Below are 15,124 nucleotides of genomic sequence, written 5' to 3'. Positions count from 1 at the left end.
GGGTTGGAGTCTGGGGGCTGTCAGGCGGCGAGGTCGAAGACCAGCACCTCGGCATCGTCGCCTTCGGCGAGCGTCAGCGTGGCCTCGCCGTCCATCAGCAGGGCGTCGCCGGCCGCGAGTTTCTCGCCATTGGCGACCAGGCTGCCGCGCACCAAGTGCACATACGTCTTTCGCTTTGGATCCAGCGACAACTCGGCAGATTCGCCGGCGTCGAACAGTCCCGCATACAGCCGGGCGTCGGCATGAATGGTGACCGAGCCGTCACTGCCGTCCGGCGAGGCGACCAGACGCAGACGGCCGCGCTTCTCGGCCTCTAAGAAGCCCTTCTGCTCGTAACCCGGTTCGATACCCTGCCTGCTGGGCAGAATCCAGATCTGCAACAAGTGCGTGGTCTGATTCGGCGCGTGGTTGAACTCACTGTGCAGAATGCCGCGACCGGCGCTCATGCGCTGCACGTCGCCCGGCGGAATCGAAGCACCATTGCCGAGGCTGTCCTTGTGGGCGAGCTCGCCGGACAGCACGTAGGTCACGATCTCCATGTCGCGGTGCCCGTGAGTGCCGAAGCCGGTGCCGGGCGCGATGTGGTCCTCGTTGATCACGCGCAGGTTGCCCCAGCCCATCCACTGAGGGTCGTAGTAGTCGGCGAAGGAAAATGAGTGACGGGTCTTGAGCCAGCCGTGATCGGCGCCGCCGCGCTCGTGGGAACGTCGGATCTTCATCATGGCATCTGCCCTCCTTGCTGGTTGCGGTGGGTCTATTCTCCGCAGCCAGCCCGACTGATGAGCGCAGGCATTTGATGGCATCATTCAGTTTTGTTGAACGATTCCCCTGTGAACATGACCAGCCCACGCACTGCGCTATCGGCCGAGAATCTTGCGATCGTCGAGGCCGTAGCCCGGCTCGGCAGCATGGCCGCCGCCGCTCGCGAACTCGGCATGGTACCGAGCGCGCTGACCTATCGCATCCGCCAGATCGAGGACGCGCTCGACGTGCTTCTGTTCGACCGCAGCGCGCGCAATGCCCGGCTGACGCCGGCGGGCGAGGAGTTACTGCGCGCGGGGCGCTATCTGCTTGAAGAGTTCGATGCGGTGGCCGAACGGGTCAAACGGATCGCCACCGGGTGGCCGACCCAGTTCACGATCGCTGCCGACGCGCTCATCGCCCGCGCGACGCTGTTCGAACTGTGCGAGGACTTCTACGCATCCGGCGCACCGACGAGATTGCGGCTGCGCGCTGAAACACTGTCCGGCACGCTGGAGGCGCTGGAAAACGGTCAGGCGGATCTTGCGCTCGGTGTCAGCCCGCGGGTCGCGCGCTCAGGCATCCGCAGCGCACCGATCGGCCAGGTGACACTGGTGTTCGCAGTCGCGCCCCATCACCCGCTGGCCAACCTTGAGCACCCACTGTGCGAAGAGGAATTGCGTCAACACCGGGCAGTGGCAGTGGCCGACACCTCACGCCGCGGCGCAGGCACCACGCACAACATCCTGCCAGGACAGGACGTTTTCACGGTGCCGAGCATGCAACACAAGCTGGAAGCCCAACTGCGTGGCCTCGGCGCCGGTTTCTTGCCGGAACCACTCGCCCAGCCCTATATCGACACCGGTCGCCTGGTCGTGAAGTCGCTCGAAAGAAGCGAGCAGCACGTGGAGTGCGCCTACGCCTGGCGTCGGCCCGCCCACCCAGGCCAAGAGGGCAAGGCGCTCTCCTGGTGGCTGGCACGACTGGAACAACCGCATACCCGTACCGCCCTGCTGGAACGGCATCATCCCGGTCAATTGCCCTGACGACAAGGCGGAACGATCCGCGAACCGGGAAACCGGGGATCTTAACCGGCGGCCGCGACAGTCTGGGGGGCCTGTGCGAACGAGAACAAACCGCTAGAGCACACCCAGCGAGGATAGCGTCCTGTCGAAAGCGTGCTTGTCGATCGGCTTTGGGAGAAAGGCGTCTGCCCCCGCGCGCATCGCCCGCTCGACGCTGCCTTTTGTCGGATTCGCGCTTATCACCATCACCGGCATCCGCGCTGACCGGCTACTCGCCTCGAAACCCCGTATCTCCTTGAGGGCGGAGAGACCGTCCAGCACCGGCAGATGGACATCCATGATGACGAGCACATATTTTCCGTCGCAGGCAAGCCTCACTGCCTCACGCCCGTCAGGCGCCAGTTGCATGCGGAGCCCATGACGCTTGAGCATGTGCTCGATCACCATCTGTGTGATCCGGTTGTCTTCGACCACCAGGACTCTCTTAAGCGATTGCTCAGCCCACGTTGCCTGCATTTCCCTGGTCTGCATATGAAACGCACCAAATATGTATTTTTACGTTTTTGTTAATCTTATCGCATTACGCATTTCCAATAAGCATTATTTTTTTGCCAACCACCGCCTCGATCTTCATCTGCCAATGAAATCCGTGACGGATTTCACAAAGCAAGAGACGATCAAACCGTGTTCTCGTTCTCGTTTTTACTGTTTGTGTTGGTTTTGCCATTTTTGTTAGAATGGCGCAAAGGAGGTTTGCCATGAACCCGATGATGCGTCGACTGTTCCACACCGTTCGAGATGGTCTGCTGATCGTCTCGCGTGACGGAGTGCTGAGATTCGCCAACGATCAGGCGCAGCGGCTGCTGAGTTGCGAGCTCGGCGTCCAGGTTGGTCATCCGAAGATTGCCCGACTCGTCGCCGCGGTGGAGGCAGGGCACCTGACGATACCGCACAGCGAAGAGATCATCTTCGGCGACGCCAGCGGCGAGAAGCCAGGCGATACCGTACGTGTGCACCTGCTGGCCAGCCTAGTGGGCAGCGACTGCGTCGTGGTCCTGCACAACCTGACCGAACAGCACTACTTCGAGACTGCGGTGCATAACCTGGTGCGTATGGTCGAGCGCGACTGCCGCACTCCAATCAGGGAGTTCATCGAAAGCGCCTCCGGGTTGCTGGAGAAGCTGAAACAGCTGCGTGACCCAGTCACCGGACCGCTGGCGGAGTCGATCTCGCACACCCAGTTGCGCGGACACGCACTAGTCGAACAATTCAGCAAGCTGGCAGCGCTCGCGGAGATCAGTAACGGAGCGCCAATCCGCGCCGACGATCGCATCTTGCCGCGTGAATGGATCGAGGAAGTGGCCGTCCGGGTTGAACCTTTCGCGCGCACACGACGGATGCGAATCGTGCTCGGTCGGATAGACGTAAATCTGCCGGCAATTTACGGCAGCAAGGTGTGGCTGGGCAGAGCTCTGGAGGAGTTGCTCCGCAATGCGGTGATCCACGGCGAGACCGAGAGCAACATCATGATCACGATGCAGCCGGGCGGCAACTTCATCCGCATATTCGTACGCAACGTAGGTCGTCTGCAGATTCCGCAACACATGCTCACCCGGCCCGCGATGCCTTTCCAGCGCTCTGTGCAGCCTGCGCTGCGGCAGTCGGGTGCAGTCAGGGCTGCGCTCAGTCTCGGTCTGCCCCTGGTCCATCAGATCGTCAACCTCCACGGCGGCCGTCTCTCGCTGGATGAGGATCCGGACGCTAGCGTCACCGCAACGCTCGAGCTGCCGGCTGGCGCCCCATCCGAGTCAGCAGGACTGGACCTGGAGCAGACCCGTCGCTACGCGCGCGACATCACGCGGCTCATCCAGCACAGAAACGCCAACAGTGAAAGGAGTGTGCAGTGAAGCAGAAGATCATTCTCGTCGTCGAGGACAACCCCGATATCCGAATGTTGATCCTGATGACATTGGACTTTGTCGAATTCGAGATCCACGAAGCCGACAACGGTCCCACCGGGTTGCGACTGGCCCGCGCGTTGAAACCCGACCTGGTCCTGCTTGACGTGATGATGCCGGGCGAGCTGGATGGCTATCAGGTGTGCGAAGCGATCAAGAGCGACCCGGCGCTGTCGGCGGTTTCGGTCGTCATGCTGACCGCTCGCGGGCAGCAGGCCGATCTGCTGGCAGGCGAGAAAGCAGGTTGCGACGCTTATCTGACCAAGCCCTTCAGTCCGCTGGAGCTCATCGACACGGTCGAGGGCATGCTCGCAAGAACGGCCAACGCGGCGGGTTGAATGAACCCACGAGCCGTGGTTTCGGACACGCGGAGGCGGCTGATTGGCGGCGCAGTGGCTGCCGGGGCACTGGTCGCGGCAGGCGGATGGCGGGGGGCGCTCGCAGCGGAACCGCTGGTAGTCGGCATCGATGCCGAGTTCGGCGATCCGACCAGCACCTCCGCGATAGCGATTCGGCGAGGTGTCAAGGAGGCAGCAAGGGAGATCAACGACAAAGGAGGCCTGCTCGGTGGCCGCCCGCTCGTGGTGATGGCGCTCGACAATCGCAGCCTGCCTGCGCGCGGACTGGCCAATCTGCGACAGTTCGCGGCCACCCCCAACCTGCTCGCCTACCTCTGTGGCAAGTTCAGCCCGGTGACGCTGGAGCAGATCCCGCTTGTCCATGACGAAAAGATCATTCTCCTCAACCCATGGTCAGCCGCGGACAGCATCGCGGACAACGGGCGTACCCCCAATTTCGCCTTCCGTGTCGGCCTGCGTGACAGCTGGGCGATGGGGGCCTTGCTCGACAGTGCCCGTGACCGCGGCTTGCAGCGGGTGGGTCTGATTCTGCCCACCAGCGCCTGGGGACGGAGTTGCAAGACCGCGGTCGACAACCACCTTGCGGCAAACCACGGACCGGCGATCACCATGACCGAATGGCACCATTGGGGCGATGCCACCGGACTCGCCGCACGCTACGCCGCGATTCTCGCCTCCGGCGCCGAAGCCGTGATACTCGTTGCCAACGAGCCAGAGGGGGCTGCACTGGTGAAAACCATCGCTGCACTGCCGCAAGCCGACCGTTTACCGGTACTCAGCCACTGGGGAGTCGCCGGCGGCCCGTTCGCTAAGCTTTGCGGAACAGCGCTCCACGACATCGATTTCTCACTGGTGCAGACCTTTTCGTTCGCTCGCCAGACCCATGCAGAAGCCGTGGCGATGATCCCCCGTGCATGCGAGCTCTTTGGTGTCGGCGACCCGACGCACATCGATTCGGTCGGCGGTTTCGCCCATGCCTACGACCTGGTTCAGCTGCTCGCCCGCGCTGTCGAACGTGCCGGAACCACCGACCGTAACCAGATCCGCGAGGCGCTGCTGCAGCCGATCGAATACCGCGGACTGACCCATCACTACGCACCAGCCTTCGCCGCGGGGCGCCAGGAGGCGCTCTCTCCGGATCAACTCTTCATGGCACGTTTTCACCCGGACGGTCGCCTCCTTCCGCTGGAGACATGACGTGATACAGGTACTACGTCTCATCGAAGTGGCGGTTGACCGCGTCGTCGGCCATAGCCTCACACGCCGGGTCGGCGCCTTCGGCCTGCTCATGGGCGTAGTGCCCGCATTAGTCGTATCCATATTTACAGGCCTCATCATCTTCAGCCTGATGGTCGACCGCGTGAACGCGAATCTGAGCGAAGCGGGTGGCCTGGCGCAGCAGCAAGTCCTCTTTCGCCTGTCGAACGGTGAGCAAACGCTGTCGGATATCGCCGACAGCACGATCGTCCGCAACGGCCTGCTGGACACCGAAGGCCGCAGCGGTTATCTCGACCCGTTTCTGCACTCTTACGTCGCACGGTATCCGGCGGTCGAGCTCGCCGCGCTGACCGACTTCCAGGGCGAGCCACTCACTCTGGTCGCTAACACATCGCTGCCCTGGGATCCCGCGCTTTGGGCGACGGCACGCACCGCAGTCGATCGTGGCGAGGCCATCTGGAAGATGCTCGAGGGCGATACGCCGATCGCGGTCGTCGCCTATCCGGTGCTTTACCCGCCGACCTCGAGCTTCGAGGGTGCACTGGTGGTCCTGATAGATCTCCGCAAGACGGTCGGGGCCGCGCTGGAGCGAATGCCCACCGGTCTCACTGTCGAAGTGTTCGACCTCCGCGGCGAACTGAAGCTGAGACACGGCGCGCTGGAATCGCAGTTACGCGCAAGCATGCGCTTTCCCCTTGTCTTGCCACACCTTGACGGGTTCCCGGGGCTTGAACTGGTCGTCTCCATGTCCGCCTGGGAGGCCTACAAACCGCTGGCGATCTTTTTCAGCCTGTTCATCGCGCTTGGTCTGATCTCGATAATGGTCGCCCGCTCGATCAGCCAAAGACTGTCGGCCCAGTTGCTCGGTCCCTTGCGCAAACTGGACGATGCCGTGAGCAACGTCGGACTCGATGGTCGAGTCCGAGGCGGCGACGTACCGGTCTTCGGTCACGACGAGATCGCGCGACTTGCGACCGGTTTCAACCGGATGATGGCTGCGATCCGCAGCGCACAGGAGGAGCTCGAGAGCAAGGTCGTGGAACGCACGCGCCGACTCCACACCGCCCAATCACGCCTGAACGGCGTGCTTGAGTCGATTCGCGACATTATCTATTCGGTCAGCCTCGATCACTCGAGGACACTCTACATGAGCCCGGCTCACCGGGAGATAGCGGAACTGCGCGATGTTCCCGCGGAGCGGCGCTATACCGTTCTGTGCACTCTGGTCCACCCCGACGAGGCTGGACGTATCGAAGCCTTCAGGCGGGAAGTGCAAACCAGTGGCTTCGGCGAGATCCGTTATCGCCTGCGGAAACTGGACGGATCGGCTTTGTGGGTTCAGGAGCGCGCCTATCTGGTTTTCGACGAGACCGGCAAGCCAAGTCATATCGACGGCATCCTCACCGACGTGACGGCGGGCGTCAGTGCGGAACTCGCCCGCGAGGCGGCGGAACGATCCTTGCGTATTCGAGACCGTGCGCTGGCGTCCTGCGACGAGGGCGTATTGATCGCAGAGGTGACCGACGACCGAGTCGAGCGGCTTGTCTATGCCAACGACGCCTTCCTGTCACTGTCCGGCCGTTGTCGCGAAGAGCTGATCGACAAGGACTGGCGTACCATCGAGGTCGATGAACGCGACGCGCAAAGCCTGAGAGAACTGCGCCGTATCATCCGCAACCGGAGCCACGGGCGCCAGCGCATGCGCCTGAAGCGCAAGGACGCCACGTCGCTGTGGGTAGAGATCAGCGTCGCGCCAGTTCAGGGCACCGGCAATGGCAGCGCCAGCCACATGATCGGGATCATCACCAACGTCAGTGAGTTGGTGCATGGCGAACAGCGCTACCGCAAGGTGGTCGACGCTGTGCGTGAAGTCATCTACCAGGTCGACAACGAGGGCCGCTGGACCTTCCTCAATCCGGCCTGGACAGCGATCACAGGTCACAAGGTTGAAGAGACGCTCGGCGCGAGTTTTTTTGATTTTGTCCACCCCGACGACCATCCCTTCAACGTCGAGTGCTTTTCGGAGCTCATCGCCGGCAAGCGCGATCATGTGCGCCACGAGGTGCGCTATCTGACTCGAAACGGCGAAACACGCTGGATGCAAGTGTTCGGTCAGCCGGTCACCGACGACGACGGCGACCTGATCGGTTTCAGCGGCACGCTCGCCGACATTACCGAAAGTCGGGACGCGGCCGAGATCCTCAGGCTTCGCGACCGAGCCCTGCAGGCGAGTTCCAACGGCATCGTCATCGTCGACCGAAGCCAACGCGGGAACCCGGTGATTTTCGTCAACAGCGCCTTCGAACGAATCACCGGCTATACGGCCGCTGAGATCACCGGTCGCAACTGCAAGTTGCTCCAGGGCCGTGACACCAACCAGAGCGAGGTGGAGGTGCTGCGCGAAGCGCTGCGGCAGGAGAAACCGTGCACGGTAACGCTTCGCAATTATCGCAAGAGCGGCGAAATGTTCTGGAATGAACTGACCGTGTCACCGGTGCGCGATGCGGACACGGGGGCGGTGACGCACTACGTCGGCGTACAGAACGACGTCACCGCCCGGCGTGAGGCGGACTTGCGGCTGCTCGACTTGTTCATGCGGCTCGACATGGTCTTCACGCTGAGCCCGGACGGTTTCGTCTCCTTCGACGGCGACGATCGGGTAGCCTTCGTCAACCCCGCATTCGAGCGCATGAGCGGTTTCAGCTCCGGCGAGATGGCCGGACTCACACGCGACGCCCCTATCGCAGGCCTGCCGAGCAGGACGGACAGAACAGCAAACCGGTGAACTTCACGCTACGCGGCACCCCCCCGCGCATCGCGCAGGTCATGTCACGGCACTGCGGCACGGACAACGCGACCGAGGTCCTGTATTTCCGCGACATTACCCGCGAAGCGGAACTGGACCGCATGAAGAGCGAGTTCCTGTCCACCGCCGCGCACGAGCTGCGCACACCGATGGCGAGCATCATGGGCTTCTCCGAACTCCTGCTCGCCCGCGAGTATGAAACCGATAAACGACGCGACATGCTGGAACGCATTAACCGCCAATCGAAGCGTCTCACCAACCTGTTGAACGAACTACTCGACCTCGCACGAATCGAGGCCAGGCGCGGCAAGGACTTCGATCTTCGGACGCATCAGGTCTCCGCATTGGTCAGCGAGGCCATCGGCGCCTTGATGGTGCCTGGCGACGGGAGAGCGGTAGATCAGTGCATTCCATCCGGGCCGATCCAGGTCGTCGTCGATCAAGCCAAGATCCAGCAGGCCCTCACAAACGTGTTATCGAACGCCTACAAGTATTCGCCCGACGGCGGTGCGATCCGGCTCGAAGTGCTGACCGAGGAGCAGGAGGGCGGCTGGGTCGGCCTGATGGTCTCGGACGAGGGCATCGGCATGACCCCCGAACAATTGCGCCATGCCTTTGAGCGCTTCTTCCGGGCCGACACGTCCGGCAGCATTCCCGGCACCGGTCTCGGACTCTCCGTGGTCAAGGAGATCATCGAACTGCATGGCGGTCGCGTCGATCTGCGAAGCGCATATGGCAAAGGCACGCAGATCACGCTTTGGCTGCCAATGGCCGGTTCGGCACACACGACTGACCCAACCCCGGAAACCGTGAGTCACTGATATGAACACAAGCCAACGGGAACCCCTGGACGAGATCGTCCTCGACGGCGCCGCGCCGGCCCCGCTAACCGAACCGGAATCGGTCCGCCTGCAACGCGAGGCGCATGAGCGCAAACACACGCTGGCCCAGGTCGGGCGGATGATGGGCGACCTGCACATACTGCGCTGCAAGCGCGACGCCGCCTACAAAGCGCTCGCCCGCGCTCACCAGGAAACCCTCTTTCGTCTCGCTCTCGTCGGTTCGCTCAGGCGCGGCGAGGACGGCCAGCGCATACTGCGAATCGGTGCTTTGTCGGCCTTGCTGGCGCGCGCCGCAGGCTGTCCAATGGAATGGTGCGAACTGATCTACCAGGCAGCGCCGCTTCACGATGTGGGCTACGGCGCGACCGGTGCGGATGCCTCCTCCCTGCCTGAGGGGGAGTCCCACGTACGGCTTGGAGCCATGTTGTTGGGCGGTACCGACTTGCCGGTGCTGAAACTCGCCGCCGAAATTGCCATTACCCACCACGAGCGCTGGGACGGCAGCGGATTTCCGCACTGTCTCTCACGCGGGGCGATCCCGCTGTCGGGTCGGATCGTGGGACTGGTGGACCACTTCGACTCCTTACCGGGATTCAATGTCGGGGTGGAGATGGCGAGCGACGCACTCGTCCGCTCCCAGCTGACATCCAGTGTGGGCAGCAGCTTCGATCCGACGCTCGTCGAGCAGTTGTCGGAGATCGTTCCCAAAGCGCGCACGATGCGCGCCTTCCTCTCCAGCCAGGCGATTGGCTATCACGACCCGGGTTGGGACACCGACTGGTGGTCGGTATTCTGAACGCCCCGCGACCTCTCAACCCGCCATGCGCTGTGCCCGCCGCAGGCGCGCAACGAGCGCCTGCACATAGCCATTGAGTTCGCGCAGCGGCACCGGCTTTCCGTAGACCGTCACATCCGATGGCAAACCACCGGATTCGACGATCTCATCATCCGACAAACCCGAAACCACGATGATGTCCATCTCTTCGGCCATCTTGCGCTCGCGGATCCGGCGAATCATCTCGAAACCATCCAGGCCGGGCATGCGCAGGTCGGTGATCAGCAGGTCGGGAGCCGCACGACCGATCTCGAGTAAAACGTCGAAACCATTGGAAACGATCTCCAGATCCAGCGGCAGGCCCCAACCGTCGATCGCATGACGATAAACCTGCTGCAGTACCGGGTCGTCCTCTGCGATCAGGATGCGAACTCTGCCATCCGAGCGCGCAGCAGTCTGGGTCCGCTGGCCGCTCTGACCCAGAAACGCCTCGACGGACGTCAGAAGGATTCGCCGATGACCGCCCGCAGTCTTCCAGCCATCAAGCACGCCGTTTTCAACCATCTGCTGCACCGTACCGAGCGACACACCCAGTCTGCGGGCCGCTTCCGAGGTACTACAGTACTCCTTTTTGGCGTTTTTGGCAGGCATCGCGATATCTCACAGGGTTTTGGGCTCTTTTTCGGTCCCCGCATTCTAGCAGTGTCGCAAACCGAAGCCATGACCGCGTCACACCCCTGGTGAGACGAATGCCGAGAACCCGTCGCCACGGAGCCCGTTTGCCTGGAGGTAGCGCATGCTCCACAATGCGCGGGGCCCGCCATTCAGTGAACCTGCCCAATGCCGTCCTCTCCCGACCCCGCTTCCCGCAACTGGCTCGACGCGATCTCGGTTTACCGCCATCCGCGAGTCGTCGGCATGCTATTCCTCGGCTTCTCCGCCGGCCTGCCGCTCCTGCTGGTTGGGGGTACCTTCACGGCCTGGTTGCGCGACCTCGGCGTTGAACTGGCGGCGATCGGCTTTCTGAGCTGGGTCGGCATGGCCCACAGCATCAAGATCTTCTGGGCGCCGGTGGTCGATCGCCTCGCGCTGCCCGGCCTCACCCGATTGTTCGGCAGACGACGTTCGTGGATGCTGGCGGCGCAGGCGGTGATCGGACTGTCGCTCGCCGGCATTGCGATGACCGACCCGCGCGAGACACTGTGGCTGGTCGCGGTGTTCGCGATTCTCGCCGCCTTCGGCTCGGCCACTCAGGACATCGCGATCGACGCCTACCGCATCGAGGCAGTGTCACGCGACCGCCAGGGGGCGATGGCCGCAAGCTATGTCTTCGGCTACCGCATCGCGCTGCTCGCCGCCGGCGCCGGTGCGCTGCACATTGCCTCGAGCGGTGGTTGGAGCCTGGCCTATGGCGCGATGGCGGCGCTGATGGCGGTGGGCGTGGTCACCACGCTCATCGTGCGCGAACCGGAGGTCGAGGTGGACGCGAGCACCCGCCAACTCGAGCAGCGCGTGGTCGACTACCTCGATCGCACCGCCCACCGTGGCTGGCGGCGCGATCTCACCGCCTGGTTCATCGGTGCGGTGATCTGCCCCTTCGCCGACTTTGTCCAGCGCTTCGGCCTCAGTGCACTGGCCATCCTGCTCTTCATCGGCACCTTCCGCATCGCCGACATCTTCATGGGAGTCATGGCCAATCCCTTTTATCTCGACATAGGCTTCAGCAAGGCCCAGATCGCCAACGTCGCCGCAGCGTTCGGCCTGGCGATGACGCTCACGGGTGCGGCGATCGGAGGCCTGCTGGTCGCCCGCTTCGGCATCATGCGAATCCTCATCTTCAGCGCCTTTCTCGCGCCGATCACCAACCTCACCTTCTCGTGGCTGGCCACGCTGGGGCCGGAGCTCTACGGCCTGGTCATCGCCATCATGGCCGACAACATCAGCGGCGGCATCGCAATCTCGGTATTCATCGCGTATCTCTCCAGCCTCACCAACACCGCCTACACCGCCACCCAGTACGCGCTGTTCAGCTCCATCATGACGCTCCCCGGCCAGTTCCTCGCCGGCTTCACCGGCGTGCTGGTCGAGCGCATCGACTGGATGTGGTTCTTCGTCTCCTCCGCGCTGATCGGCATCCCGGCGATCATGCTCGCCTTCGTGCTCGCGCGAATCGCCAACCCGGACCACATCGCGCGGCCAGGGCGGCAGGTCGCGCCCTCGCAGGCCTGACCCTCCGTTCTCAAACGACAACCGGCCCGGCCGCGTCGGTCTCGCTCACCTTCAGCGGCCCGCCATCGGCTTCGCCAAGGAATCCACCGCTCTGATGTGCCCAAAGGCGGGCATACAGCCCGTCGCGGGCCAGCAACGAGTGGTGATCCCCTTCCTCGACGATGCGTCCCTCGTCAATGACGACCAGACGATCCATGGCCGCGATGGTGGATAGCCGGTGGGCGATGGCGATCACGGTCTTGCCCTCCATCAGGCGATAGAGGCTCGCCTGGATCGCGGCCTCGATTTCGGAGTCGAGCGCGCTGGTGGCCTCGTCTAGGATGAGGATGGGCGCGTCCTTCAACATCACCCGGGCAATGGCGATTCGCTGACGCTGTCCGCCGGAGAGCTTGACGCCGCGCTCGCCGACGTGGGCGTCGTAGCCGGTGCGACCTTTTGGATCGGACAGACCGAGGACGAACTCGTGCGCTTCGGCCCGCTCGGCTGCGCGGATCATCTCGGCGTCGCTTGCCTGCGGCCGGCCATAGAGAATGTTGTCGCGCACCGAGCGGTGCAGCAGCGAGGTGTCCTGCGTGACCATGCCAATATGCTCACGCAGGCTGTTCTGGGTAACGCTGGCGACATCCTGCCCGTCGATCAGGATGCGGCCGGATTCGACATCGTGAAAGCGCAGCAGCAGATTGACCAGGGTCGACTTGCCCGCACCCGAGCGGCCGACGACGCCAATCTTTTCGCCTGGCCGGATGGTCAGAGAAAAGTCATCGATGACACGCCTGGCGTCAGCCCCCTTGGCACCATAGGCGAAGCACACCTGGTCGAAGCGCACCTCTCCACGGGATACCGTCAGGGTTTTCGCGTCGTCACGGTCGACGACCGCATGCGGTCGGGACAAGGTGTTGATACCGTCCTGCACGGTGCCCACCTGTTCGAACAGCGAGGCCATTTCCCACATTATCCAGTGCGACATGCCGTTCAGCCGCAACGCCATCGCAGTCGCGGCGGCGAGCGCGCCGACCCCGACCTGACCGGCCGACCACAGCCACAGCGCGGTGCCCGCGATGCCCAGGATCAGCGCCATGCTCAGCGCGTGAATGACGATCTCCATGCCGCTCACCAAGCGCATCTGCGCATGTACCGTGCCCATGAACTCCTGCATTGCGCTGCGAGCGTAGCCCGCCTCACGCCCGGCATGCGAGAACAGCTTGACCGTGGAGATGTTGGTGTAGGCGTCGGTGATCCGGCCAGTCATCAGCGCACGGGCGTCGGCCTGGCGACGCGACACCTTGGCCAGGCGCGGCACGAACCAACGCAAGGCCACCGCATACAACGCCACCCAGGTGAAAAAGGGCACCATCAGCCAGGCATCGAAGCCACCGACGATGATGATCATGGTGACGAAGTAGATCGTCACGAAAACCAGGATGTCGGTCATGATCAGGCAGGTGTCTCGCACCGCGAGCGCGGTCTGCATGACCTTGGCCGAGACCCGGCCGGCGAACTCGTCCTGGTAGAAGGCCAGACTCTGACCGAGCATCAGCCGGTGGAAGTTCCAGCGCAGACGCATCGGAAAATTCCCGGCCAGCGTCTGGTGTTTGATCATGGTCTGCAGCGCCACCAGAAAGGTGCTGCCCATGATCACCGCCCCGAGCAGGATGAGGGTGCCGCCGTGATCGACCCACAACTGCGCCGGTTCGGTGCCGGCCAGCCAATCGACCACATGGCCGAGCATCGCGAACAGCACGGCCTCGAACACGCCGATCGCCGCAGTCAGCAACGTCATGCCGAGGATGTATGGCCGCATGCCCTCGGTGCCGGCCCACAGAAACGCGAAGAAGCCGCGCGGCGCGGGCTGCGGCGCGGCTTCGGGATAAGGGTCGACCTTGCTTTCGAAAAAACGGAACAAGTGAGTCTCCAGCGGCAGGGCCGCCATGCTTCAAGCTGCGTATTGTGCCCCAGCGGCGCGGCGGGACACGCCATGGCTCCGACTGACAAACCAGACTGTGGTTCGTCAGTCAGCCACTACACCCCACTCGTACAACAACTCGAGGATGGGCCGAATCGCCGGTGGTTCGGGCTGACCGGCGTCGCGTCGCGCCAGCAGGCCACGATGGGTAGCGGACAGCAGCAAGGGCGCAGGAGCATCCTGCAGGACCAGGGATTCGACCGGCACCACGCCATCGCCTAGCGCATCGCCGATGCCGCCCCACCAGTCGCGCAGGCCGTCAGCGACCGTGAGCGCGTCCTCGCCGAGCTCGCGCTCGAGAAAACCGAGGCTTGTGTTCATGATGTCGGTCGGCTCGGCGATCAGGCCACCAATGATGCGTAGCGGCACCGACTGCGGCCAGGGTCGGGCATTCAATTTTTCCAGAAATGCGCTTTCCGGGCGCAGATCGATATTCGCCGCCCCGGTCCCCTCACGCAAGGCACCGAGCAGAGTAAACTCGCCGCGCTGCATTCGGGCGAACTGCTCACGGACCTCGAGCCAGATCCGAAAGCGTGCCCATTCCGAGCCGTGGTTCGGCGTACCGACCAGAATCACGCCCCTGATCTCAGGGCCACCGGATTCGTCGGCCGAGTGATGACGGGTGACGAAATCCCGGATCACCAGGCCGCCCATGCTATGACCGACAAGCACGACCTGTGCGTCAGCCGGCAGCAAGCGCCATTTTTCGGCTAAGAAGTCCGCGCTCAGTTCGATCGCCTGATCGTTGGGGTAGCGAAACGGCCACGCAGTGACGCCTTCGGCACGCAGGGCGGGCAGCAGATCGTCCCAGATGCCACCGGGTTCGTCCAGGCCATGCAACAAGACGACCTGTGGCCGCGTTTCGCCGTCGCCGCGCTGAAAACCGTGGGCCTCCCCGGTCAGCGACATTTCGTCCGGAAACCACTCCTGCAGGCGCAACTGCAGCGTCGTGCGCCAGTCTCGCACCTCGTCGCGATGACGCTCCGCCCAAGCCTGCCAGCCGGCATTGACGGAGAGGATCAGGATCACGATCAGGGCGAACAGGGTGCGCCGGTTGAGCCAGGGTTTCCTCATATGTTCTTCATCGCTGACTACCTGCTGTCGAATGGGATCAGTAATCCACACAAGAGTTTCGCATGATCATCGAACAAGGTCGCATCGACACCTGATCACCAGGGCTGTGCCCCATGCGCACCGCGTCTTGGTCA

General features: G+C 63.3%; 13 protein-coding genes. 8 read left to right on the top strand and 5 right to left on the bottom strand.

Going from position 1 to position 15,124, the window contains the following annotated elements:
- Positions 1–20 precede the first annotated feature (20 nt).
- Positions 21–722: a pirin family protein gene (locus GPA21_RS05925; protein WP_168987289.1), complete on the bottom strand. Its 702-nt coding sequence runs from the start codon at positions 720–722 to the stop codon at positions 21–23.
- A 114-nt stretch (positions 723–836) separates the two neighbouring features.
- Here GPA21_RS05925 and GPA21_RS05920 point away from each other — a divergent pair, with 114 nt between their 5' ends.
- The gene (locus GPA21_RS05920; RefSeq protein WP_168987288.1) at positions 837–1,787 is read left to right on the top strand and encodes a LysR family transcriptional regulator; all 951 of its coding nucleotides are present in this window, start codon (positions 837–839) and stop codon (positions 1,785–1,787) included.
- A 93-nt stretch (positions 1,788–1,880) separates the two neighbouring features.
- On the opposite strand, the gene GPA21_RS05915 is transcribed toward GPA21_RS05920, so the two are convergent.
- Positions 1,881–2,282: a response regulator gene (locus GPA21_RS05915; protein ID WP_211163445.1), complete on the bottom strand. Its 402-nt coding sequence runs from the start codon at positions 2,280–2,282 to the stop codon at positions 1,881–1,883.
- A gap of 242 nt (positions 2,283–2,524) precedes the next feature.
- Here GPA21_RS05915 and GPA21_RS05910 point away from each other — a divergent pair, with 242 nt between their 5' ends.
- Genes GPA21_RS05910 through GPA21_RS05885 form a run of 6 tightly spaced genes read left to right on the top strand, consistent with a single transcriptional unit; the run spans position 2,525 to position 9,745 of the window.
- Positions 2,525–3,673, top strand: a complete 1,149-nt coding sequence (locus tag GPA21_RS05910; RefSeq protein ID WP_168987286.1) for a sensor histidine kinase — start codon at positions 2,525–2,527, stop codon at positions 3,671–3,673.
- A complete protein-coding gene (locus tag GPA21_RS05905) occupies positions 3,670–4,062 on the top strand; it encodes a response regulator transcription factor (protein WP_339379832.1) in 393 nt (130 codons plus the stop codon). The genes GPA21_RS05910 and GPA21_RS05905 overlap by 4 nt, the downstream gene beginning before the upstream one ends.
- Complete coding sequence (locus GPA21_RS05900; protein ID WP_168987285.1) at positions 4,063–5,280, top strand: ABC transporter substrate-binding protein; 1,218 nt, start codon at positions 4,063–4,065, stop codon at positions 5,278–5,280.
- Position 5,281: 1 nt separating this feature from the next.
- The gene (locus tag GPA21_RS05895; RefSeq protein ID WP_168987284.1) at positions 5,282–8,086 is read left to right on the top strand and encodes a PAS domain S-box protein; all 2,805 of its coding nucleotides are present in this window, start codon (positions 5,282–5,284) and stop codon (positions 8,084–8,086) included.
- Positions 8,083–8,928, top strand: a complete 846-nt coding sequence (locus GPA21_RS05890) for an ATP-binding protein (protein ID WP_168987283.1) — start codon at positions 8,083–8,085, stop codon at positions 8,926–8,928. Before GPA21_RS05895 ends, GPA21_RS05890 begins: the two co-directional genes overlap by 4 nt.
- 1 nt (position 8,929) lies before the next feature.
- A complete protein-coding gene (locus GPA21_RS05885) occupies positions 8,930–9,745 on the top strand; it encodes an HD-GYP domain-containing protein (protein ID WP_168987282.1) in 816 nt (271 codons plus the stop codon).
- A 15-nt stretch (positions 9,746–9,760) separates the two neighbouring features.
- Here the strand turns inward: GPA21_RS05885 and GPA21_RS05880 are convergent, their stop codons facing one another.
- Positions 9,761–10,375 (bottom strand): response regulator, encoded by a 615-nt coding sequence (locus GPA21_RS05880; RefSeq protein WP_168987281.1) that lies wholly within the window; start codon positions 10,373–10,375, stop codon positions 9,761–9,763.
- Between the two features lie 189 nt (positions 10,376–10,564).
- On the opposite strand from GPA21_RS05880, the gene GPA21_RS05875 reads away from it, so the two are divergent.
- Positions 10,565–11,953 (top strand): AmpG family muropeptide MFS transporter, encoded by a 1,389-nt coding sequence (locus tag GPA21_RS05875; protein ID WP_168987280.1) that lies wholly within the window; start codon positions 10,565–10,567, stop codon positions 11,951–11,953.
- Positions 11,954–11,963: 10 nt separating this feature from the next.
- On the opposite strand, the gene GPA21_RS05870 is transcribed toward GPA21_RS05875, so the two are convergent.
- Positions 11,964–13,883 carry an ABC transporter ATP-binding protein gene (locus GPA21_RS05870; protein WP_168987279.1) on the bottom strand — a complete coding sequence of 640 codons (1,920 nt, stop codon included), beginning with the start codon at positions 13,881–13,883 and terminating at the stop codon, positions 11,964–11,966.
- A gap of 78 nt (positions 13,884–13,961) precedes the next feature.
- On the bottom strand, positions 13,962–14,990 hold the full coding sequence (locus GPA21_RS05865) for an esterase/lipase family protein (RefSeq protein ID WP_168987278.1): 1,029 nt from the start codon (positions 14,988–14,990) through the stop codon (positions 13,962–13,964).
- Positions 14,991–15,124 lie beyond the last annotated feature (134 nt).

The organism is Azoarcus taiwanensis, from assembly GCF_012910885.1.
GTDB lineage: Bacteria > Pseudomonadota > Gammaproteobacteria > Burkholderiales > Rhodocyclaceae > Azoarcus_F > Azoarcus_F taiwanensis.
Note: the sequence above shows the minus strand (reverse complement) of the source record. Positions and strands in the feature narration are given on the sequence as shown.